Annotated in this window: 19 protein-coding genes; 11 read left to right on the plus strand and 8 right to left on the minus strand. The window is 38.4% G+C overall.

All coding sequences use genetic code 11. The annotated features are described in order from the left end of the window. Positions 1-184: 184 nt before the first annotated feature. Entirely contained in the window at positions 185-2,416 is a 2,232-nt protein-coding gene (locus tag NO346_RS06915; protein WP_087548175.1) for an NADP-dependent isocitrate dehydrogenase, read from the minus strand. A 365-nt stretch (positions 2,417-2,781) separates the two neighbouring features. Between NO346_RS06915 and NO346_RS06920 the strand changes: the two genes are divergently transcribed. Next, the gene (locus NO346_RS06920) at positions 2,782-2,994 is read left to right on the plus strand and encodes a hydroxyisourate hydrolase (RefSeq protein ID WP_371924531.1); all 213 of its coding nucleotides are present in this window, start codon (positions 2,782-2,784) and stop codon (positions 2,992-2,994) included. 113 nt (positions 2,995-3,107) lie between these two features. Here NO346_RS06920 and NO346_RS06925 read toward each other — a convergent pair whose 3' ends face one another. Beyond that, positions 3,108-4,811 (minus strand): M61 family metallopeptidase, encoded by a 1,704-nt coding sequence (locus NO346_RS06925; protein ID WP_256414710.1) that lies wholly within the window; start codon positions 4,809-4,811, stop codon positions 3,108-3,110. Between the two features lie 170 nt (positions 4,812-4,981). Between NO346_RS06925 and NO346_RS06930 the strand changes: the two genes are divergently transcribed. The 6 genes from NO346_RS06930 to NO346_RS06955 all read left to right on the plus strand — a co-directional run bounded on the left by NO346_RS06930 (position 4,982) and on the right by NO346_RS06955 (position 11,911). Next, a complete protein-coding gene (locus tag NO346_RS06930) occupies positions 4,982-6,301 on the plus strand; it encodes a D-alanyl-D-alanine carboxypeptidase PBP6B (protein WP_256414711.1) in 1,320 nt (439 codons plus the stop codon). Positions 6,302-6,396: 95 nt separating this feature from the next. Continuing rightward, positions 6,397-7,683, plus strand: a complete 1,287-nt coding sequence (locus NO346_RS06935; RefSeq protein ID WP_256414712.1) for an NAD(P)/FAD-dependent oxidoreductase — start codon at positions 6,397-6,399, stop codon at positions 7,681-7,683. Between the two features lie 122 nt (positions 7,684-7,805). Next, complete coding sequence (locus NO346_RS06940) at positions 7,806-8,288, plus strand: peptidylprolyl isomerase (RefSeq protein ID WP_004663295.1); 483 nt, start codon at positions 7,806-7,808, stop codon at positions 8,286-8,288. 118 nt (positions 8,289-8,406) lie between these two features. Continuing rightward, on the plus strand, positions 8,407-9,849 hold the full coding sequence (locus NO346_RS06945; RefSeq protein WP_256414713.1) for a deoxyribodipyrimidine photo-lyase: 1,443 nt from the start codon (positions 8,407-8,409) through the stop codon (positions 9,847-9,849). A gap of 198 nt (positions 9,850-10,047) precedes the next feature. Beyond that, positions 10,048-10,749, plus strand: a complete 702-nt coding sequence (locus NO346_RS06950; protein ID WP_208727938.1) for a VIT family protein — start codon at positions 10,048-10,050, stop codon at positions 10,747-10,749. 118 nt (positions 10,750-10,867) lie between these two features. Next, complete coding sequence (locus NO346_RS06955; protein WP_256414714.1) at positions 10,868-11,911, plus strand: nitronate monooxygenase family protein; 1,044 nt, start codon at positions 10,868-10,870, stop codon at positions 11,909-11,911. Positions 11,912-11,954: 43 nt separating this feature from the next. On the opposite strand, the gene ppk1 is transcribed toward NO346_RS06955, so the two are convergent. Next, positions 11,955-14,033 (minus strand): polyphosphate kinase 1, encoded by a 2,079-nt coding sequence (gene ppk1 / locus NO346_RS06960; protein WP_087545502.1) that lies wholly within the window; start codon positions 14,031-14,033, stop codon positions 11,955-11,957. 112 nt (positions 14,034-14,145) lie between these two features. After that, the gene (gene mtgA / locus NO346_RS06965) at positions 14,146-14,820 is read right to left on the minus strand and encodes a monofunctional biosynthetic peptidoglycan transglycosylase (protein ID WP_004663315.1); all 675 of its coding nucleotides are present in this window, start codon (positions 14,818-14,820) and stop codon (positions 14,146-14,148) included. Positions 14,821-14,892: 72 nt separating this feature from the next. On the opposite strand from mtgA, the gene NO346_RS06970 reads away from it, so the two are divergent. Further along, a complete protein-coding gene (locus NO346_RS06970; RefSeq protein WP_256414715.1) occupies positions 14,893-15,699 on the plus strand; it encodes a rhomboid family intramembrane serine protease in 807 nt (268 codons plus the stop codon). Here NO346_RS06970 and NO346_RS06975 read toward each other — a convergent pair. Together NO346_RS06975 and NO346_RS06980 are read right to left on the minus strand one after the other, a co-directional pair. Further along, positions 15,696-18,173 (minus strand): ABC transporter permease, encoded by a 2,478-nt coding sequence (locus NO346_RS06975; protein WP_256414716.1) that lies wholly within the window; start codon positions 18,171-18,173, stop codon positions 15,696-15,698. The two genes, NO346_RS06970 and NO346_RS06975, sit on opposite strands and share 4 nt — an antisense overlap. Next, complete coding sequence (locus NO346_RS06980) at positions 18,170-18,874, minus strand: ABC transporter ATP-binding protein (protein ID WP_087537016.1); 705 nt, start codon at positions 18,872-18,874, stop codon at positions 18,170-18,172. The genes NO346_RS06975 and NO346_RS06980 overlap by 4 nt, the downstream gene beginning before the upstream one ends. A 36-nt stretch (positions 18,875-18,910) precedes the next feature. Between NO346_RS06980 and NO346_RS06985 the strand changes: the two genes are divergently transcribed. After that, positions 18,911-19,540 (plus strand): arylesterase, encoded by a 630-nt coding sequence (locus NO346_RS06985; protein WP_208727942.1) that lies wholly within the window; start codon positions 18,911-18,913, stop codon positions 19,538-19,540. A gap of 28 nt (positions 19,541-19,568) precedes the next feature. Here the strand turns inward: NO346_RS06985 and NO346_RS06990 are convergent, their stop codons facing one another. Next, positions 19,569-20,183, minus strand: a complete 615-nt coding sequence (locus tag NO346_RS06990) for a carbonic anhydrase (protein ID WP_256414717.1) — start codon at positions 20,181-20,183, stop codon at positions 19,569-19,571. A 236-nt stretch (positions 20,184-20,419) separates the two neighbouring features. Between NO346_RS06990 and NO346_RS06995 the strand changes: the two genes are divergently transcribed. Both NO346_RS06995 and NO346_RS07000 read left to right on the plus strand, forming a co-directional pair. Beyond that, positions 20,420-21,433: an alpha/beta fold hydrolase gene (locus NO346_RS06995; protein WP_256414718.1), complete on the plus strand. Its 1,014-nt coding sequence runs from the start codon at positions 20,420-20,422 to the stop codon at positions 21,431-21,433. A gap of 23 nt (positions 21,434-21,456) precedes the next feature. Then, positions 21,457-22,467 (plus strand): hypothetical protein, encoded by a 1,011-nt coding sequence (locus NO346_RS07000; protein ID WP_256414719.1) that lies wholly within the window; start codon positions 21,457-21,459, stop codon positions 22,465-22,467. Positions 22,468-22,492: 25 nt separating this feature from the next. On the opposite strand, the gene NO346_RS07005 is transcribed toward NO346_RS07000, so the two are convergent. Beyond that, on the minus strand, positions 22,493-24,760 hold the full coding sequence (locus tag NO346_RS07005) for a TonB-dependent siderophore receptor (protein ID WP_256414720.1): 2,268 nt from the start codon (positions 24,758-24,760) through the stop codon (positions 22,493-22,495). Between the last annotated feature and the right edge of the window lie 93 nt (positions 24,761-24,853).

Here is a 24,853-nt window from a genome sequence, read left to right on the forward strand (position 1 = left end):
CCCCACTTGTTTTTAAGTGGGGACTAAATTAAGGCTTATAGGATGAATTCATAAGGTGTGTTCAGCGGACGCTTACGATTGAAAAATGATTTATGAAGGAAGTCTATTATAAATAAAAAAATACCGATGCTTTCGCATCGGTATTTTTACATTACCAACAGGTTTGTTAGTTCTACATTAAAACTTAAATCATTTCAAGCGTAGCATTAAGCGTTGAACTTGGACGCATTACTGCATTTACTTTTACTGGATCCACAGCGTAGTAACCACCAATATCAGCTGCTTTACCCTGTACTTCACTTAATTCAGCAAGAATTTTTTGTTCATTTTCAACCAAGGCTTTTGCAAGAGGAGCAAACTTCGCTTTCAATTCAGCATCTTCGTTTTGAGCAGCAAGCGCTTCAGCCCAATACATTGCTAAATAGAAGTGGCTACCGCGGTTATCTAGCTCACCCGTACGACGAGATGGAGATTTATCGTTATCTAACAATTTACCCGTTGCTTGATCAAGAGTTTCTGCAAGTAACTTCGCACGTGCATTATCTTCTTTAAGACCAAGCTCTTCTAAAGATACTGCAAGCGCAAGAAACTCACCAAGCGAATCCCAACGCAAATGGTTTTCTTCAACTAACTGCTGAACATGCTTCGGCGCTGAACCACCTGCACCTGTTTCATACATACCACCGCCCGCCATTAACGGAACGATTGATAACATTTTCGCTGAAGTACCCAATTCCATGATCGGGAACAAGTCAGTTAAATAATCACGTAAGATGTTACCAGTCACAGAGATTGTGTCTAAACCACGTGCTACACGTTCAAGCGTATAACGCATTGCACGCACTTGTGACATGATTTGAATATCAAGACCCTCTGTATCATGTTCTTCTAGATACTTTTCAACTTTCTTGATCAACTCATTTTCGTGTGGACGATATGGGTCAAGCCAGAAAATCGCAGGCATACCAGAGTTACGCGCACGACTTACCGCAAGTTTTACCCAGTCACGAATTGGTGCATCTTTCACCTGACACATACGCCAGATATCGCCTTCTTCTACATTCTGAGACATCAACACTTCACCAGTGTCTAAATCGGTAATGTTCGCAATACCCGCTTCAGGAATTTCAAAAGTTTTGTCGTGTGAACCGTATTCTTCAGCTTTTTGCGCCATCAAACCAACGTTCGGTACAGTACCCATCGTACGTGGGTCAAAGTTACCATTCCACTTACAGAAATTGATCATTTCTTGGTAGATACGTGCAAAAGTTGATTCAGGCATAACAGCTTTACAATCGTAAGGTTTACCATCGGCACCCCACATTTTACCACCACCACGAATCATTGCTGGCATAGATGCATCTACAATCACGTCATTTGGAGAATGGAAGTTATCAATCCCTTTCGCTGAATCAACCATAGCTAATGCTGGGCGATGTTCTTGGCAAGCATGTAAATCTTCAATGATTTCTTCACGGAGTGAAGTTGGTAAAGTTGCGATCTTTTCATAAAGACCTGCCATACCATTGTTGACATTAATACCTAACTGATCAAATAACTTACTGTGTTTTTCAAAAGCATCCTTATAGTAAATTTTCACACAGTGACCGAAAACGATCGGGTGTGAAACTTTCATCATGGTCGCTTTTACGTGTAATGAAAATAAAATACCAGCTTCACGGCAGTCATCAAGTTGCTTCTCATAGAAGTCACACAATGCCTTTTTGCTCATGAACATTGAGTCAATCACTTCACCATCTTGAAGCTCAACTTTAGACTTGAGAACGATTGTCTCACCGCTCTTCGTGATTAACTCCATCTTCACATTACGCGCACGATCAAGTGTCATTGATTTCTCGCCATGGTAGAAGTCACCTTCTTCCATATGCGAAACGTGCGTTTGTGACCATTGTTTCCACTCACTCATTGAATGAGGATGCTTTTTCGCATAATTTTTTACAGCAGCAGGCGCACGACGATCTGAATTACCTTCACGTAATACTGGGTTTACAGCAGAACCAAGACATTTACCGTAACGTGTCTTAAGTTCTTTCTCTTCATCCGTTGTTGGATTTTCTGGATAATCAGGAATTGCATATCCTTTAGACTGCAATTCTTTGATACATGCTGTTAACTGAGCAACTGAAGCACTGATATTTGGCAGTTTAATGATATTTGTATCTGGATCTTGAGTAAGGCGACCAAGCTCAGCAAGGTTATTGCTTACCTTCTGCTCATCGCTTAAGTATTCCGAAAATTCCGCAAGCACACGTGCTGCAACAGAAATGTCACTCTTGACAATTTCTATGCCAGCTGGCTTAGTAAAGGTCTCAATGATCGGCAGTAGCGAATAGGTCGCCAACAATGGCGCCTCATCAGTCAGTGTATAAATGATTTTTGACTTTCCACCAGCCATATATAGCCCCTTGTGTTTGGTTGAGTTTTTCATGAACGAGCTTTTGGCCCAGTCCATTAAAACCGGTTTGCTTGATTAAGGTCTGAGAGTATCAGTCCTCAACGTATCTCAGTCAACGCAATATCTTGTGATATTGACATTTCGCTACGAAATAATGGTATAAAGCTTACGCTTTGTGACCAAGGAACCGGTTAGCTTAAATAAAACATGAGAGTATCAGCGTTGATTACTTCTCAGTCAATGTAATATATCGTGATATTGACATTTCGCTACGAAATACCAATGCTTGAGTACTTCCGTACGATTAAACCCTACATTTTTTAAAATTTTATTTGCCAATTCATTTCTGCCAAATATTTTATAAAATGCTTAACCATAATAAATTGTTTAAGTCCGTACGAATATTCGACTCAAGTTTCATTTACACTTTTAAAACAGATGAATGCTTCCAAAAGAATAAGCAAAGCTCATTTTTCCCAGAAGTTCCTGTAATTTTCTCTGTGGATGGCAATCTTGAACATTATCATATTCCACTTTTGATAAGTCCTTATGGATACTCAACTTATCGTGGTAACTAATTATTTTCAAAAATCTTAATTAAAATTTTGATATACAAATGAGGGAAACTGAATCTGTTCCCTCATTCACACAATAATTTATGCTAACGGTGCGTACAACGCTATCAATTGCATCAACCTTTCAACCAAACCTCTAATTTGGTTTGATCTTCAACTTTTAACTCAACCGAATTCAGAGGATTCTCTCCAGCATGAAGTTCAAACTGTAGGAGCTCATCGCGACGGAATGCATAAACTATAAATGAGCCTTTTTGTTTTGCATACTTCGCCAACAACTTTTCTGATGCTTTGATACCATCAATCGCAATAATGACATCGTTAGCAGACAAACCTGCTTGCGCAGCAGCACTATCACGGCGAACATTTTGCACGATGACACCTTCCGCTTTATCTAGCACTTTTAAGCCAAAAGGTAATGCTTTGTTATTTTTAACGATATAGCTCAAACCAAACTCTGGGAATAGTTGATCCAATGGCAATTCATCAGTGGTATTGATCAAATGATTAATTTGTTCAATCCAGTTATCCCCAGTCAATTCATTACACAATTCAAAAATCGTGCGTTCATTGACTTGAATGCCCTTTTGGGTATTTTCATACAAACGGCGCATCAAGGCATCTAAGTTTGAACCACGTAAACGCAAGCCCAAGTCTAAGCAAAGCGCAACTAAGCTACCTTTGTTGTAATAACTTGTTCCTGCATTATTTGAGTTTTCATCCTGACGATAGAATTTAATCCATGCATCAAAACTCGATTCTGACACAGACTGAATAAAGCGCCCTGGATTTTGTAAATAACGCTCAATCTGTGCTTTAAGTAAATCCAGATAGGATTTTTGAGAAATAACGCCGCTGCGTAATAAAATTAAATCATCATAATAAGAAGTAAAGCCTTCAAAAATCCACAATAAGCTCGTATATCCTTCTTTATGTAGATCATAATTCGTAAAGTTTTCAGGACGGATAAATTTAACTAACCATGAATGAAAGTATTCATGGCTACATAAGCCTAAGAAACGCTGATAATCTTTAGACGGTTCTTCAGCTTCATCTACTTTCGGCAAATCATCACGTGGTGTGATCAAACTGGTGCTATTACAATGCTCTAGACCGCCATAACTATTGCCCGTTGCCATAGTCATAAAGGTATAGGTTTGAAACGGTGCAGAACCGAACATCTTAATTTCAGTCTGACAGATTTGCTGAATATCAGTTTGTAAGCGCTCTAGATTTGTATTGTGTTTACCTGAAATCACAAACTCATGCGGAATACCATTTGCTTCAAAGCTAAAACGGCTTTGCTCTGCCAACTCAAATGGACTATCAATCAACTGATCGTAGTTATCTGCCTTTAAAGTATAGCGTCCTTTCACCAAACTCTTAGCAGTTAAACCTGTTGCAATTTGAAAATGTTTTAATTCATGCGGTAAGAAAATTTCAACTTCACATGGTGATTGTTCTTGATCGATTAAACCTAAACAAACACAAGCAGGGTTTACATATAGGCGAGTTTGATCAACATATGCGCCTCGTACCGACAAATCATAAGCGTAGACATCATATTCAACCGTAATCAATTCATGATCTGTATTGAATAATTGCCAACGGTTCTTTTCCGTTTTCTTAATACTAAGTAACCGCCCTGCTTCATCAGATGCTTTTACTGATTCAATATGTTTTGAAAACTCTCGAATCAAATAACTGCCAGGAATCCATGTCGGCAACCAAAGTTCTTGGTTCGGATTAGCAAGGAAACGAAGTGTGACATGAATAAGATGTTGGCGATAATCGTCAAACTCAATTTGATAGTGCAACATAGTTTTAGATCATAAAAATAGGAACAGTTTCACACAGCTTAGCATTTTTTTACAAAGTCATGCGTAGATGTCTTAATTGTTGGCAAAAGTTGCTGGATTCTGCAACAAAAAAGTCATAGCATGCTTTTTTCGCTTTCCATGCCATTGGATCGGCTGCACTAGGTGTTCTCTTGAAATTTCTCCTCTCGCTCTTTACGTTGTTTAGTCTGTTATGTGCCAATTTAGTACATGCCAATTTACTTAATATCGCTCCTGAAACGGTTGAAGCGCAAGCTTGGTCGATCGTAGATGCTCAATCAGGTCAAATCATTGCTGAACATAATAGTCATGTTCAACGTTCGCCTGCATCGCTCACCAAAATGATGGTGGCTTATATTGCTTTGAAAGAAATCGAAGCTGGTAAATTACGTAAGGAAGAGGTATTAACCGCAACACCTGTGGTGAGCACTGTCATGTGGGATGAATCCCAAATGTATTTAAAAGCTGGTGAACAAATTTCTGTTGATCAACTTTTAGCAGGATTGATTGTCATGTCTGCCAATGATGCAGCAGTTACGCTTGCTGAAAAAATTTCAGGTGGTGTTCCACAGTTCGTTGCACGAATGAATAAAGAAGCCCAAGCCTTAGGAATGAAAGATACCCATTTTAGTAATCCTGCGGGTATCACCATGACAGATCATTACTCAACTTCAGCAGATTTGAGTTTATTAGCAAAAGCGATCGTAAAAGAGACACCTGAATATTTACATTATTCAAAAATGCCAAGTTTTAGCTATAACCAACGTTTCCATCGTGCAACAAATCTTGCATTAAAAATGGATCCAACAGCAGATGGTTTAAAAACAGGTTATACCAAGGCAGCAGGTTACAACTTGGCTTTAACCGCTGAGCGCCCTACTCTAAATCCACATGTTGATAAGCGTCGTTTGATTGTAGTGGTACTTGGAACACCAAGTGCGGTAAAACGGGCTGAAGTCGCGCATAAATTAATGAATTTAGCGTATACATACACACGCGATGAAGAAGTGATTCCAAAACAAAAGCTAATTGCTGAACTTCCTGTAATCAAATCAACTTTAAAAATTTTCAAAGTTGAAACTCAACAACCCACTATCGTAACAACATCTTTATACGATCAAGCGACACCAATTGATTTAAATAGTTTTGATTTACTCACACAACGTATACATTTGCTTGATACAAACCAGCAAATCAAAACCATTGAACCACTTGAAACGACAAAAACACACGTCAATATCAAACTCAATCAACAGCATTTAACAGCGCCATTGACGCAAGTCATGAATTTGGCCACAGTGACGGTTTATCAAAATAATCAGTTAATTCGTAGCCTACAAATTGAAAATAACGTGGAAATTGAGGAAGCGAATATTTTTCAAAAAATTATGATTTGGTTTGCAAACTTATTCTCGTTTTTTTCAACAAATGATGTCAAAGCTGCCAAAATTTATCCTTTAAATCAAGTATAAAAAAAACCTACTATTTTTATCAAGATTAACCATACAATGTTGAAAAAAGGATGGCATAATCCAACCATCCTTTCACAAAAATAATTAGGTTAATCATGAGCAAAACCTTACATCATATCGTGATTGTGGGTGGTGGCGCAGGTGGTTTAGAGCTTGCAACACAATTAGGTGAACGTTTTGGCAGGAAAAAGAAAGCCAAAATTACCCTAATCGACCAAAATCTCACGCATATATGGAAGCCTCTCCTACACGAAATTGCCGCTGGCTCACTAAATCCTCACGAAGAACAAACCAATTATTTTGCTCACGCAGAAAAACATGATTTTGAGTTCATCCTTGGAACCTTAATCAACGTAAATAAAGATCAAAAACAAATTACGATTTCACCTCCTCAACTTTCTAAAGAACATACTCCTGTTATTCAGAGTCTTAGCTACGACACACTGATATTAGCTGTTGGTTCAGTTTCAAATGACTTCGGAACTGAAGGTGTACGTGAAAATTGTCATTTCTTAGATAGTCGCAAACAAGCCGATATTTTCCAACAGGACTTATTCCATCTTTATATTGAAGCGCAAAACCAAGCAACTGAACGTGCCTTGAATATTGGTATCGTGGGTGCGGGTGCAACAGGTGTTGAATTAGCGGCTGAACTGATTGAAACCACGAAGAATTTTTATCGTTATGGGTTAAAGAAAATTAATCCAAAGCAAGTTAAAATTACTTTGATCGAAGCCTCAGATCGTATCTTGCCTGCGCTCAATGAAAAAACAGCTGCACATAGCGCGAAACAATTACAAAAAATGGGCATCGACATTCTGACGCAACATAAAGTGCAAAAAGTCGATGAATCAAATGTCTATTTTAGCAACGGTCATGTTTTGCATTCAGACATTACCGTATGGGCGGCAGGTGTCAAAGCGCCCAAAGTTTTAGAATCATTTACAGATTTTAAACGCGATAAAATTAATCGTTTAATGGTCTATGCGACATTACAAACGTATTCAGATCCAAATGTATTTGCCTTTGGAGATTGTGCAAATTGTCAGCTTGATGCACGTCAACCTCCATTAGGACCACGTGCACAGGTCGCAAGCCAACAAGCGACATTCTTGGCAGATGCCATGACCGCTCGTTTATCTAGTTCACCTCAACCTATGTTTAATTTCAGTGATAAAGGCTCTTTGGTTTCATTAAGCCGTAATCAGGCTGTTGGAGAATTACTCGGTGATGTAAGCGTACAAGGTTTTATTGCCAAAACAATGTATGTGTCTTTGTATCGATTACATCAAGCCAATATTCATGGTTATACCCAAGCAGGAATGCTGACCATGAAAGATTTTCTGACACGTCGTGTACGTCCAAAAATTAAACTTTATTGAGTTGAAATTTTCTATTTCGTTCCCATTTATAACGAAATAGTTTCAAAAAGTGGAAAATAGTCAACAAAATCTATTTTTCACTTTATGATGTACACCTAAATTGATTGAATGGATCAAACAACATGACTGCTATTGCAAATAACCACGTGGTTTCATTCCACTACACTTTAACAAACGCTGAGGGTGAAACACTTGATCAATCTCAAGGTGAACCACTTGCATATTTGCACGGCGCGGGCAACATCATTCCAGGTTTAGAAAATGCACTTCTTGGTAAAACAGTAGGCGAAAAATTTACTGTAACTGTTCCAGCTGCTGAAGGTTACGGCGAATATAACCCAGACCTCGTACAAGAAGTTCCAGCTCAAATGTTCCAAGGTGTAGACAATATCCAAGCGGGTATGCAATTCCAAGCTCAAACTGATGATGGCGTTCAAATCGTAACTGTTAAAGCAGTTGAAGGCGAAAACGTTATTGTTGATGCAAACTTCCCTCTTGCTGGTCAAGACTTAACTTTCGAAGTTGAAATCGTAGAAATCCGTGATGCTAGTCAAGAAGAATTAGATCACGGTCATGTTCACGGTGCAGGTGGTCACCACCACTAATTCATTTTTGAATTAGATAAAAAAGCAAAGCTTCGGCTTTGCTTTTTCTTCACATAGACATAGATAAAATCATAATTATATTTAATTTCTTTCTAATAAATGTAATGGTTGTTAGCTTATGTCTCATGTCTATCAATTGATTTGGTTTCGTCAAGATTTAAGAATCCATGATCATGCTGCTTTATGGCATGCGACTCAAACAGGTGCATGTATCGCAATCGTTCTATTATCGCCTGAACAATGGCAACGCCATGACGATGCGCCGATTAAAATTGAATTTTATCTGCGTCAATTACAAGAACTAAAAAAACAACTGGATAGCCTGAATATCCCATTAATCGTTCAAACCATTCCTTTATGGAACGATATTCCCCAATTCTTTATTCGCTTATTAGAACATATTAGTTTTCAAAATATTTATGCGAATATTGAAGTCGGTGTTCATGAACTTCAACGTGATGCAAATGTTCAAAAGCTTTTAAATCAGCATCAAAAAGAACTCGTACTTTTACATGATCGAACTCTGTTTCCTTTTGCATCTATCCGTAATCAATCGAACCTGCCCTACCAAGTTTTTGGCGCATTTAAAAAAGCATGCTACCAACGTTTACAACATACTTTACCTCAATGCTATCCGATGCCCAATATTCAACAACCAATTGAGTTGGATTTATCTGCTTTAGCTCAAACAGATATTCATCAATTACAAGTCGAATATACAGAGAAAATAAAACCAGCAATGACTGCTCTTTGGAATGTCGGTGAGTCACACGCACATAATTTATTGGATCATTTCATCGATCAAAATCTAACGGACTACAAAATATCTCGTGATCTGCCTTCAATATCAGGCACAAGCCAGCTTTCTACCTATTTAAATATTGGCATACTTTCCATTCGCCAATGTATCCAAGCATTGTTTCGACAACAGCACGGGGATTTTGTTATTCAATCTGAAGGTCAACAAACGTGGCTAGATGAACTGTTATGGCGTGAATTTTATCAACATATTCTGTTTGATTTTCCACAAGTCTCCAAACACTTACCCTTCAAAGCAGCAACCCAAAATATCACTTGGCGCGATGATCCAGTTAATCTAGAAAAATGGCAACAAGGGCAAACAGGTATTCCAATTGTAGATGCTGGTATGCGTCAGCTACTCGCAACAGGTTGGATGCATAATCGAGTTCGTATGATTTGCGCTATGTTTTTAACTAAAAATCTATTGATTGATTGGCGCATTGGCGAACAATGGTTTATGCAACATTTAATCGATGGTGACTTAGCGGCAAATAATGGTGGATGGCAATGGTGTGCATCTACAGGCACAGATGCTGCCCCTTATTTCCGAGTATTTAATCCAATTAGTCAATCACAAAAATTTGATTCCAATGGAGACTATATTCGTAAATGGGTACCAGAACTAGCGCATTTGGATGCACAAATCATACATGAACCTTATGCAAAAGATGTATCAAAAAATCTCAATTATCCGAAACCAATTGTTGATCTTAAAACTAGCCGAGCACGCGCGATCGAAGCTTTCAAATCATATTTATAGCCTTCACCAAGGCTATAAATTTGCTGAGTAATCATTTTTTAATCGCACAAATAAACAGTTCATCAAACCAACAACATAAAACAATCAAAAACCAGATTAATATGGTGTTAAGTTAATCAGAAAAGAATTCGTTAAAATAAAAATGATTCATCTATTTGCCCCTATAATTACGTTTACATATATAAAAAGAGAGCCATTATGTCTTTGTCATACCATCAAGAACTTCATGTCATACAACGCTCAGGATGGCTGCGTGCTGCCGTGCTTGGCGCAAATGATGGCATTATTTCTGTCACAAGTTTAATTATGGGGATGGCAGCCAGTGGTGCGAGTTCGCAAACACTCTTGGTCACCTGTATTGCTGGACTGATCTCAGGTGCAACCTCGATGGCGGCTGGAGAATATATTTCGGTAAAATCTCAAGAAGATATTGAAAAATCAGACTTAAAATTTGAAGCAACTGAACTTGAAAAAAATCCGCATGCAGAATTAAAAGAACTGACTGAAATTTATATTTCGAGAGGTCTAAAACCTGAATTGGCACATGAAGTTGCCACACAACTCACAGAACATGATGCACTTGGGGCACATGCCCGTGATGAAATTGGCATACATGAAAATACTGCTGCGAATCCGATTCAAGCAGCGCTCTCTTCTGCTGCTTCCTTTTCATGTGGTGCTGTACTTCCTATGCTTGCCATTTTACTCAGCCCAAGTTCATGGGTCGCTCGCTCAGTTTTAATTACAGGTATCGTCTCACTCGCATTATTGGGAGCGTTATCCAGTTATTTTGCTCGAACATCAATGCTAAAAGGTAGTCTACGTATTACCTTATGGGGCATTTTAGCCATGGCATTTTCGAGTTGGGTCGGCTCATTGTTCCATGTGACTGGCATTTAATTTCTGTGTGACTCGGTATTTTAAAAGATTGGTATTCAATAATTAAATACTGATTATTATTTGCAGGGCTTTTTGTTTTTACGTTATGGTGATAGAAAAGCTAAAGAGTATATAAATCATGTCAATTTTAGAATTATTAGAAATAAAACATCCTATTTTCCTTGCTCCAATGGCTGGTGTATCAACACCAGAGCTTGCTGCTGAAGTTTCTAATCAAGGTGCTTTAGGTTCTTTGGGACTTGGGGCAAATTCAGCAGAGACAGCAAAACAACAAATTATTAAAACTCAAGAACTGACTGACCACCCTTTTCAAGTTAATTTTTTCTGCCATCAATCAGAACAACTCGATCCAGAAGTTGCTCAACAGTGGATTAATTATATTCGTCCTGAATTTGAAAAATTCGGAGCAGAACCTCCGACTGAATTGGATTGTATCTACCCAAGCTTTTTAGATAATGATGATTTCCTGAACGTTGTACTTGAAACTCGCCCCAAAGCTGTGAGTTTTCATTTTGGAATTCCACACCCTCATCAAATTGAAGCCTTAAAACAAGCTGGAATTATCACCATGGTTTCTGCAACCAATCTCATTGAGGCTCAGGCAATCGAAGCGGCGGGTATTGATATTATTATTGCTCAAGGCATTGAAGCTGGAGGACACCGAGGCATTTTTAATCAAACTTTTGATGCAGCCATTAAAACCAGTGATCTTGTGCAACTGATCTCAACACATTGTAAATTACCTGTCGTAGCTGCTGGCGGTATTATGAATGGTGATCAAGCAAAATCGATGTTGAAATTAGGTGCTGCTGCTGTTCAATTGGGTACGGCATTTGTGCAATGTAAAAGTTCGAATGCGAATGCAGCCTATCGAAAAGCTTTATTCAGTCAATCTATTACACAAATCAGTTCAAGCTTATCAGGTCGTCCAGCACGTGGTTTAGTGGGGACTTGGCACACACTGCTTGACTCACCAAATCGACCTCAAACGCCAGCCTATCCTTATACTTATGATCTAGCTAAACAACTCATGAGTATTGCAAATACCCACCGAGATTTTAGTTATAGTGCATTTTGGGCAGGGAGCAATGTGGCACAAATTAGAGAGTTGGAAGCTGCCGATTTAGTCAATCAGTTGGTCTTAGAAATTAAAACCAACTAATCCATATCTACAAAAAACCGACCCTAAGGTCGGTTTTTTAGATTTATTTAATCGCATCAAGTAATTTGTGTTGCGCGTTGTGCGGTTCCTCACCCTGAGCGGGTTTGGCGCGATCCCAGACACCATCACCTTGTAATAACCAAGCTTGCTGATTGTCTTTTAAGTAATTCATTAAACCTAATTGATAAATACGCTTTTTCAATGCAGGATCTTCAATCGGGAAACATGCTTCTACACGATTAAATAAATTACGATCCATCCAATCTGCACTTGAACAATAAATACGAGGATTACCATTATTACTAAAATAATAAACTCGTGTATGTTCCAAGAATCTTCCCACAATTGAGCGAACACGAATATTCTCTGACAAATTCGGAAGCCCTGGACGTAAGCAACAAATTGAACGAATAATTAAGTCAATTTGTACGCCTGCTTGCGATGCTTCATATAACTTATTGATCAGTTGGACTTCGGTTAATGCATTCACTTTTACAATAATCTGCGCCGACTTACCCTCTTTGGCATTCGCAATTTCTTCATCAATATAGTTGATTAGTTGAGCATGTAATGTAAATGGTGCATGCAATAACTTTTTCGGTTTTGCCATTTTCCCCATGCCCGTAAGCTCTTGGAAAATCCGATGTACATCTTCACACAAATCTTTATCTGTAGTCATTAGACCATAATCGGTGTAGATACGTGCATTCGTGGCATGGTAGTTCCCTGTACCCAAATGTACATAACGTACTAATTTATTATTCTCACGGCGTACCACTAAAATCATTTTGGCATGTGTTTTATAACCAACGATCCCATAAACAACTACGGCACCCGCTTCTTGCAATACATTTGCAACTTCAATATTTGATTCTTCATCAAAACGAGCACGTAACTCAATCACAGCAGTGACTTCTTTACCATTGCGCGCCGCTTCGGCAAGAACTTGAACAATTTCTGAGTCTGCACCACTACGATAAAGTGTTTGTTTAATTGCCAAAACTTGCGGATCACGTGCTGCTTCACGCAATAATTGAATTACAGGCGCAAATGATTCAAATGGATGATGCAATAAAATGTCTTGCTTTTGCATCGCGGCAAAAATACTTTCAGTCTTCTTGAATACTTTTGGAACCACTGGCGTATGCGAGTCATAGCGTAAATGTGGACGTTTAAAATTAGAAAGTAATCGAGCCAAATTTACAGGACCGTCTACGCGATAAAGCTGTTCTTCTTCTAAATCAAATTCATCCAATAAATATTCATAAATATGCTTTGGACAATTATGCGTAACTTCTAAACGAACGGCACGTCCAAAACGACGTGAACTTAACTCACCTTTTAAAGCTTTTGCTAAATCTTCAACATCTTCATTTAAGGCTAAATCGGCATTACGCGTCACACGGAATTGATAACAACCTGTTGCCGTCATACCTGGGAATAGATCTGAAACATGTTCATGGATAATTGCAGATAACATGACATGATGTTCTTTACCATCCGTAAGCTCATCGGGTAAACGAACCACACGAGGTAAAGAGCGAGGCGCGGGCACTACAGCAAGATCAATCTGACGACCAAAAGCATCTTTACCTTCCAGCGTGACAATAAAGTTCAAACTTTTATTGACTAAACGTGGAAATGGATGTGCTGGATCAAGACTAATCGGTGTTAAAACGGGCGCAACTTGTTCTTGGAAGTATTTTTTAATCCATGCAGATTGTGCTGGGGTCAATTCGCCACGGCGTAAGAAGCAAATATCTTCCTCACGCAATTTTGGTAAAATTTGTTCATTTAAAATACGATATTGTCGTTCAATCGCAGCATGTGCTGTTTTAGAAATTTGATCGAGCACTTGCTTAGGGGTCAAACCATCTGGTGTACGACTTTCATTACCTAAAGTTAATTGCTCCATCATTCCTGCAACACGAATTTCAAAAAATTCATCTAAATTTCTTGAAAAAATAAGCAGGAAATTCATTCTTTCTAACAATGGGTGGAGAGGATCAACTGCTTGCTCAAGTACGCGTAAATGAAAATCGAGAATAGAAAGTTCACGATTTATATATCGATCATTATAAGTATATTCTGTTGGCGTTGTTGTCGTCACTGCAGTATTCATACTGAACCTTGTCGCTTTATCATTCATCAAAACACGGTTTAAGTATGCTGCAAAATTATGTCAATTTGGTAAAAAAGCCCAAAAATATTGAGCTTTTTTTAATTTATCTGAATTATTGTGGAATTTGTGTACTATTCATATACCTTAAAATCACACGCTTACGAAACTGTAACTTATGATCATTGCGATGATCTTGATAATACTTAGGATTTGGTAGTAAAGCAGCTAAAAAAGCAGCTTGTTCACGCGTTAAACTTTTCGAGCTCTTACCATAATAAAATTGTGCGGCAGCTTCAACACCATAGATATTTTGACCAAACTCGACCGAATTCATATAAACCTCTAAAATTCGACGTTTTGACCACATACGTTCCATCATCCATGTAGCAACAGCTTCCTGCCCCTTACGAATAAATGAACGCTGATTATAAAGGAATAAGTTTTTTGCTAGCTGTTGAGAAATCGTGGAACCGCCTGCAACGACTTCCCCTTTTTCATTATTACGCTCTAATGCAAACTGAATCCCAGCCCAATCGAAACCATGATGATGAATAAATTTAGCATCTTCAGCAGCTAGAATTGCATGCTTAAAGTTATCACTAATATCATCATAATCACGCCAGTCTTGTTGAATTGGCTTAAAGTCAGTCAGGTAATCCCAACGCATAAACATCGTTGTTTCAACGGGTTGCGTTCTCCACCATACCAAGCTACTAAAAATCCAAAGCTGAATGAGAAGAATGATACCGATAATCAACATCACTGCACGTGCTAAAAAGGCTTTCATTAAAGCGCATCACTCCTTGGGCAACAAATTCATGCTAAGCTATTTTTATATCGTAATAACTTGCATAAACATATGACTGAAACCACTCCACCACAAATTACTCAAAAGTTGCAAATACAGATATGGTGGTTTACAGCATTATTCATTGCCATCAATGTTGGTTTATTTGGCTGGCAAATTCTTTCAGGTGTGAATATTACCGACCCTTCCCCTATGGATGCAATTACTTGGGGAGCAGATTTCACACCACTCACCTTCTCTGGACAGCCCGAACGTCTGTTTAGCAGTATGTTTTTCCATTTCGGTCTGATCCATTTAATGCTGAATATGTGGGCACTGTATATTTTCGGGAGTGTTGCTGAACCACTTTTTGGTCGTCGTTATTATATTGCGCTGTATTTTCTCGCGGGTTTAATGGGTAGCGTTCTTTCCAGTTATCTCAGTATTCGTGACGGCTATGAATTATTACAACATTTTGATCCCAAATTACTGCCACATATCAGTGCTGGTGCATCTGGCGCAGTGATGGGTTTAGGTGCTGCGCTCACAACTGTTTCTTTATTTCCACCTTTACCCCAACAACGTTTTTGGTTAGATAAAAAGTCATTATTATTAATTATGGGCATCAACCTTGCCTTTGGCTTTACTGTTTCAGGTATTAATAATGCAGCACATATCGGTGGAATGATCATGGGTGCTTTACTTGCAGGCTCTTGGTATTTCAGTCATAAAACTCAACATCCAGTTTTCTTACAAATCATTGCACTGGTTTTAGCTAGTTTATTAACGCTCGGATTTTATGTTTACTGTAATGAGTTAAGCACAGGACTTAATTCTCTATGGAATGAAATCCTGCGTCAAAACCAGTTAAGCTTTTAAGATTGGTTCATCTCTCTCAGACTTTGTAACGGTGGAATATCACATAAATAACTGAGTCGATATCGACCAATCAACATACATACCAGCATCATACTGAGCGGTAAAATTAACCAAATTTCAGGATGAAATTGGATTGCCATTTGCATCTTGTAACTGGCAATCGCACTAATCACTTCAGCAAAAAGACATGCTACAATTCCTGCCACCAAGCCAATAAAACCAATTTCTAAACTGAGCATCTGTTTTAATTTATTTTTTGCGACACCAAAAGATCGTAATAACGCCACTTCTTTACGGCGCTCATCCATTAAAACATTCAAACATGCAATTAAAACCAAGATACCTGACAAACCAACCAATATTGCCAGTACTGTCACTACCTGAACCAATATATTCATTAAACGTTTCACTTCATCTAAAACACGCCCAACATCAATAAATACAGTATTGGTAAATTGTTCAATCAATCGCACCATTTTTGGCTGATCCGCAGTAGGGACATAAAAACTGCCTAAATAACTTCCTGCATTTTCATCCATGGTTTTGGGCGAAAAAATAAAGAAAAAATTAGGACTAAAACTCTCCCACTCAACTGAACGTAGGTTAATCACTTTGGCATCCAATGATCCTTCAGGTAAGCTAAAGCTCAGCTGATCCCCGACTTTGATCCCTAACTCAGTAGCCAATTTTTCTTCTACCGACACTTGCCCAACTTGGGTGAACTTTGGGTTCCCTTGAGTAATCAGATTATCTTTTGGATAAAGCTCCGCTTGAGTCAGATTCAGTTCACGGCGTAAGGAATTATTTTGTTGAATCAGTTCAGTACTGAAAGCCTGACCGTTTTTAGCAATCAAGCGTCCCCGAATATTGGGATATAGAGGTGTTGATTGCCAATTATTCTGCTCAAGCTGTTGTTTGAACTGTGGCATATCAAATGGTGGCAGACCGTAGACAAACTGATTCGGTGTACCTTCAGGCAATTGCTGCTGCCAACGCTCTAATAAATCCGTTCTTAAAACACTTAGAACTGTTATTAAGCTGAGACCTAATGCAAGCGCTGTGATTTGCAAGGCTGTCTGATGTGGGATTCGAACATAAGCAGATAAGGGATGTTTCAACTGCTTAATTACTCTCAGTAATGACCAAATCACAGCAAATAGAGTCACACAAAGTACTAATATGGCAGATAAGACCAATAAACTTAATTTTAAATTATCACTCAGCACCAAACTAAAGATGACCAAACTCACAATACCGACACTAAACATCATCATGTAGGACTTACGTGAACGCTCTTGCTGACGAATGACACGAATCGGTGGCGTATTCAATAATTCCCAAATACTTGGCAAAATGAAACCAATCAGCACCATGACACTGGTAAAAATTGCAATGGGTAATGCCATAAGCAAATCAGCAATGGCAAAGCTGAGTTGCAATTGTGGAATCAGTTGCAACATCAATTGCAACAAACCATATCCCAACGCGATTCCGATTAAGCTTCCAATCACAATTGATAAGGCACTGACAATCGCAAGCAATATCATATAAGCGACTAATATCTGTCGTTTACTCGCACCGAGACAACGCATCAAAGCAATATGATCCTGATTTTGTTGCACATAACGTTGGCTGGTTAAAGCAATTGCAATCCCACACAGTAGAATGGTTAAGAGGTTGGCAAGCTGTAGAAAGGTATCCAGATTTTCAATAGGTTTCATCAAACGGGTATTGGACTGACTCGCATCACGTAGTTTCAGTGTGCTTTGTTCACTATTCTCTGCTTGTTGATTATGTGGATCAGCTTCAAGCTTGGTTTCTTGTTTAAAGATGGTCTTAAATGTTTCAACTTGTTTTGGCTCACCTGCCATTAATAATCGATAATCAATCCGACTCCCAACCTGAATAGCATTTGTTTTCGCAATATCTGCTTGATGAATAATCACGGTTGGTGAAAAACCTGAAAAGCCCAACTCCTGATTAGAGTCATGCTCAATAATGCCTGTTACTTTAAATTTTCCATCAGCAATGGCAACCTGATCCCCCAGTTTTACTTTTAACAGATCAATTGCTCTTGGACTTAACCAAACTTCACCTTGTTGAATAGATTTCGCTCTCGGTTGAATCTCTAATTTACCACGCAGTGGAAAATGCTCATCGACAGCTTTGACATTGACCATCACAAATTGGTCTTGGGTATGTGCCATTGATCCAAACAAAGTGACAGGTGTCTGTTTTAGATGAAGTTGTTGGGCATTTTGTACCCACTTTGATTGGATAGGGTCATTATCAGACAAAACTAAATCTGCACCCAGCATTTCGGCAGCTTGCAATGAAACGGCATTTTGAACTTGAGTATTACTAAATTTTAATGCGGTGGTGGCACTTATAGCTAAAGACAGGGCAATAATCAGTAAATATAACCCTCCTGTGCGGAAACTTTGCAAAAGTAGTGGTTTGAGAACTGAACTCATACACCCTCCTGCACTTTTACAATTTCTTGGATTTGACCATCAAGCAATTTGACATGCCGTTGACACAAGGCTGCCAAATTTTGATCATGCGTTACAAGGATTAAAGTTGTTCCGAGTTCTTTGTTTAAATCAAATAACAGTTGCTCAATTTCTGCTGCGGTTTGCCCGTCCAGATTACCTGTCGGTTCATCTGCAAAAATAATCTTAGGCTCAGCAATTAAGGCTCGAGCAATCGCAACACGTTGTTGCTCACCACCCGATAAAACTTTAGGCGTTTGCTGTGCTTGGCGAACTAATCCAACACGCTCTAGCCATTGCAATGCCTTATTTTCAGCTTGCCTAAAATTGAAATCAGGCTGAAGACGTAAGGGTAACATCACATTTTCGAGTGCACTGAGTTGTGGTAAAAGCTGAAAAGATTGAAACACGAAACCAATATTTTCTAAACGGACCTGAGCACGCTGCTCTTCAGTTAAAGTATGCACCGCTTGTCCACAGACCCACAATTCCCCCATACTTGGTCGATCAAGTGTTGCTAGAATACCTAATAGAGTGGATTTTCCAGAACCTGAACGACCTGTAATCGCAATCTGTTCCCCCTGATAAATATCTAAATCGATATTTTTTAAGATGGTTAATGTTTGCTGATTAATGTGGATATTTTGTGTAACTTTTTGGGCAGAAATAATCGGCTGTGGCATCATGTCACGTATCCTTTAGGACAAATTTAAAGTGCAATGCAAATATCTAAAGTTTTATTTTCGCTATCCAAAACATTTGGAATCATCACGATTTGCTCATTACCCGCTTTCGCATCAGCAAAGACTATTTTAATTTTGGGTGACAGTCTCAGTGCAGGTTATGGCATAGATGCCAAACAAGGCTGGGTAAACCTATTACAACAGCGTTTAGATCAACAGTATCCGAAACAGCATAAAGTGGTCAATGCAAGCGTCAGTGGTGAAACTACAAGTGGTGCTTTGGCAAGATTGCCTAAATTATTACAAACTTATCAGCCTGAAATTGTTGTAATTGAGTTAGGTGGAAATGATGGCTTACGAGGTCAACCCCCTCAAATGATTCAAAAAAATTTAGCACAATTGGTACAACTCAGCCAAAAGCAGAAAGCTTCTGTTTTACTATTTGGCATGAAAATACCACCCAATTATGGGACGGCGTATAGCAGCGCTTTTGAAAAAAATTATAAAGTTGTAAGCCAGCAATATAAGGTCAAGTTATTGCCTTTCTTTTTAGAAGGGATCGCTGGACATAAAAATTTAATTCAAAACGATCAAATTCACCCAAATGCTAAAGCCCAACCTATTCTATTAAATTTAGCTTATCCATTCATAAAAGGTGCCCTATAGGCACCCTTTATGAATCAGATTCTAATTATTAGAAATCAAAAAAAGTGACTTCACCTGTCTCAAGCGAGTATTCTGCGCCAACAACAATCATTTTGCCTTTTTCAATCAAACCCTCTAATACGGCTGAGCCATGACGTAGCTGATTCACTGAAGCAAATACATTTGAACGTACTGCATGCGCAGACAATTTTTTCAAATCATCCTTTAACTCAGTTTGCATTAAGATTTCAACAGATGGGCGTACACGATTTACGATTGACATCAAGTTTGAAGATGGTGCTTGATCCGGATGTTTGAGTGTATCAATCGTTGCTTGAATCGCACCGCAATGACTATGTCCTAATACAACAACCACAGCACAATCATAACGTTCAGCAGCAAATTCAACACTACCAACCTGAGAGGGTGCAACAATATTTCCAGCAACTCGGATAACAAACAAGTCACCTAACCCCTGATCAAATACCATTTCCGCAGGCACTCGAGAATCAGAACATCCTAAGACGATAGCAAAAGGATTTTGTTCACTTGCCATTTCAGCACGCTGTTGGTGAGTGAGCAATTTTTGCTGGGTCGTTTCCCCTTTAACAAAACGAGCATTACCAGATTTTAAACGTTCTAAGGCTTCTTGAGCGGTGAGCATGCGTACATCCATCTATGATTGACATGAAAAACTAGTTTAATGTGGGTATGCTAGATTGTCACTGACAAAAATAAAAACTCTTAGATAATTGAGTGTCCTGATATCAAGAAAAATAATGGAAAAATAATCATTTCATTGGCAAGAATTTCCATACATCTGTAGATTATGCAAATGACTGCATTCCAAACTTCTACAATAATCAATTGGTTTAAAAATGAATCAAGGATAGAACAATCATGACCAAAACACTGTTTTCAACATCATTCCGAAAAACGATCACTGCCACTTTGCTCTCATTCAGCTTAGCAACAATTGCTGTAAGTTCTACTCAAGCTGCTGAAATAGAAATGAGTTTCCAAAATGTATTACAACAAGAACGTGCTTGGGCTGGCTTACAGACCAAGACTTTAAAAGTAGGAGATATTAGTTGGTCATATAGTGAAGGTGGTCAAGCAGGAAAACCTATTGTTATTTTAATTCATGGTTTAGCAGGTAGTCGTGATAACTGGAATCGTGTCGCACATGCATTAACCGCAAATTACCATGTTATTATCCCTGACTTACCAGCGAGTGGCGAAACACAAGTTCCTAAAGACTTTGATTATTCAGTTCCGAATGTGACTGAAAAATTACGTCGTTTTATCGAAGCCGCAAATTTGACAGGTCCAGCTCATATTGCAGGTCACTCACTTGGTGGATCGATTGCAATGCTTTATGCAGGTCAATATCCTTTTGAAACGAAAAGCCTGTTCTTGGTCGATGCTGCTGGTGTGTACAAAGCAGCAACAACGCCTTACCTAAAAGATCCGAAACATTTGAAAAACATGATCGTCAGTAAAAAAGGTGACTTTAATTTCTTGATGCAACAGGCGATGTATGCTCCGCCATTTATTCCAAAAGAAATTGCTCAAGCACAGGAAAAAATGATGATTGGTAAAGTTGAGCAAACTCAAAAAATGGTGGATCAAGTGATCGCACTCAATAAACTGTTTACTCCTGATTCTTTTGCTCTGCTTGCAAAATCAATTGATGCGCCCACCCTGATTTTATGGGGCAAGCAAGATAAAATTATTAATGTCGAAGTGGCACCTGAGTTAAAATCATTATTGAAAAATGCGCAAGCACCTGTGATTTTAGATAATGTGGGACATATGCCAATTTTGGAAGCAGATCAATTGGTGGTTCAACAATATCTACCTTTCCTGAGCAAAATCCAGACACAAAAGCCTGCAACTGCACCATCTCCATAAGTTTAGTAAGAATTTGAGGTTTTATGTCTAAACATCCAATGATAGAACAGCTAATTGATGCACAACTTGATTTTTTAGATCAAGAGTTTTCACAATCAGAAACCATTCAATATGAGTTTAAGCAATTCTATCATTGGTTACGGTTGCAACAGCTACAACATATTTGGTCATTTGAACAGATTTTTAAACTGATCGAAAAGCAAATTCTAACAACGCCCGCCAGTCCATTTCTCATTGAGCAAATTGCTGAGCATATTCGTTTTGCATTGATTCATCCGCTGAACGATAGCACCACAATTGAAGAGGTTATTCCTGTATTAACCATCGACTCAATTGCACAATACGTCGCAGGAAAAGCTGAACATCGGCAACGTTTAATTCAAACTATCGTCAATAATCCAGCTTTTTCAGCCTTGATTACGCAGCTTATACAACACTCCATCCAAGATTACTTAGATAATTCGGTCATGTCTAAACGCGTTCCTGGCGTAGGACATTTCATGAAAATGGGAAAATCCGTTTTAGAAACCGTTACGGATTCCAACCTGAATGAAACGATTGGTCATTATCTGCAAAAGAATATTTTAAAAATTAGCCAAATGAGTGAAAAAGTTTTGAATCAACATTTTAATGATGACAAGCTCTATCACTTCCAAGCAAATCTTTGGCATAAAATCAAACTGATGCCGATTTCAGTATTACGAAATTACTTTGAAGTCCAAGACCTACCTCAAACTGTGGGATTAGGTCATGAAATTTGGGATCATATTCGCCAAACGCCTTACTTAAAACAGCAGGTTCATGATGGGGTCTATGCGTGGTACGCAAGAAACCAAGAGAGAACTTTCGATTTGTTACTGCGTGATCTAAATATTGATGAAGATTTAATTCAGAATGAATTGAATAATTTACTTACACCCGTGCTACAGCAAGTGATTCAAACTGGGTATTTAAGACAACGAGCACGCGCACATCTAGAAAAATTTTATTACTCAGAACAAGTCCATGAAATACTAAAAAAACAAGGCACTTAAAGTGCCTTGTTTTATCGTCGTTTGCTTAGAATGAATATTTTAAACTTGCATAATAAGCCCGACCTGGTTCGTTGTATGTTTGACTGATTGAATTACTATCTCTTAAAATTTGTTTATCAAATAAATTACTTACACCAAGACGAGTGCTGAATTGGCTGTTAAATTTATAGCCCATATTTAAACCGACTAAGCTATAACTTTTTACATCACTTGGCTTAATCGCACTACTTGTACCACCTGAACCCACACCTGCTTCAATCCTATTTTCTGCGAATTGACGTGATTTTTGACGACCATATTGAGTGTAAACAAAATTCACATCCAATTGATCCGTGATGTCATAATCGAAAATTGAGTTAATCGTATACTTTGGAACAAGTGACAAAGGATTTCCTGTTTTCTTATCCTTAGAGTCCATCATATAAGTGAAATTGTTGGTCCAGTGGATATCGCCATAATCTAGCCCTAAACTCCCTTCAAACCCTAGAATCAATGCCGCTGGTGTATTATCCCAACGAAGAATATTCCAAGTCGTTTGCGTAACCCCTCCGTTTGCATTTGTACTTGAACCATTCACAGTCCCAACAATGTCTGTTCCAGCAACAATCTTATTTTTATAATCATTACGGAACCAAGCTAAGCTGGCATTCACAACATCTTTTTGGAATTGAATCCCAATTTCTTTGTTGATTGAAGTTTCTGGTTTTAAATCGCCATTACCTTGTAATAAACAGCGCGAAGCAATATTTGCAGGACAACCATTACCATTGGTACTTAATAAATAACCTTCAGCATTTTGGTACATATTCGGGGCTTTATAGGCTTTGGCAATCCCCCCTTTCAAAGTAAAATGATCATTTAATTTTTGCGTTATGTTTAAACTTGGACTCCAGTTTGAGCCTGATTTACTATGATCATCAAAACGTAAACCGACCACAACATCGGTCATATCTGTAACTTTGAAATTATCTTCAATATATGCCGATGCAATTCGTGATTCCATTTTACTACGATCACCTTTAGCAAGCTGATCGCCATAGCCAGCACCACTTTGATCCTTACCTTGTGTTGTAGAGGTCTGATCAGTGAATTTGTCTTCCACCCACTCGACACCCAAGGTCAATGCTTGTGGCAGATAATATTCAAGTGGAATATTTAGCTCGCCATTTAATCTTAACGTGTCTAGTTTAGATGTAACACGATCATTTAAATTATTAATTTTCCCTTCAACACTTCCTGCTAAACCTTCTGGAAGTCTTTTATTACGTGTTTTATCGTACTGCGCAACCAATTTACTTTTGCCCCAATCCCAATCTCCCTCATGAGTTAGCGCCAAGCTATCTCGATACATGGTATTGGTTTCTTTCCCAATAAGTTGAGAAAGAATTGGGTCGGTTTCTGCATTTGAATTTAATTGAGAGTCTCCAGAATAAATATTGCCTTGGCGACCAGAAGAAATATCAAGTAATACCGTCTGCTCATCATTTGCTTGCCAAGCTAAGCGCCCAGCAATATCTTTATTTTTAACCCCTTCTCGACCAGCAGCCTGACTGCCAATTGATTTATTAATATCTACTGCATCTGCATCAGTTTTATTGTAATTACCATATAAACGATAAGATAAAATGTCTTTAATGATTGGACCACTAAGATTGAAACTTGCTCGAGTAGAATCGCCTTCTTTGGAATCTTCAGGTTGATTGGTATATAGCTCAACGGAACCATGTGTCTCATTCGTTACTTTCTTAGTAATAATATTGACTACACCACCCGCCGCTCCAGAACCATAACGAGCTGCTGCTGGACCTCGTAAAACCTCAATAGACTCGATTGCTTCTACTGGCACCCAATTTGAATCTCCCCGTGTGTCACGCTCTCCTTTCCAACCATAGCGTACAGAGTTACGTGAGGACACAGGCTTTCCATCAATCAAAATGAGTGTATTCTCAGGTCCCATACCACGAATATCAATTTGACGATTATTTCCACGCTGACCTGTTGCACTATTCCCTGTTAAGTTAACGCCTGGCATACGACGAACGTATTCAGAAATATCATTACGTACTGGAATTTTTTCTAAATCTTCGGCAGTGATCTTAGAAACTCCGAGAGATTGTTTAATTTGTTCCTCTGCTGTTAGAACAATTGTCTCCAGTTTAACAACATCGTTTTCATTTGATTTTTCAACCAACCCACTTTGATTAACTGTAGTTTCTGCTGCATATGCAAACGTCATCATGCCACTCAGAATTGAAGTCGCGAGTAATGTATGGCGTGCTATTTTATTAGACATATTCCCACCTAATTAAGATAAATCATAAGATTTGCTAAAAAACTAGGCTAGATTCTAACAAAGAAACAATAAAACTCAATATAAATGATAATT

The organism is Acinetobacter sp. 5862 (assembly GCF_024494585.1).
GTDB lineage: Bacteria > Pseudomonadota > Gammaproteobacteria > Pseudomonadales > Moraxellaceae > Acinetobacter.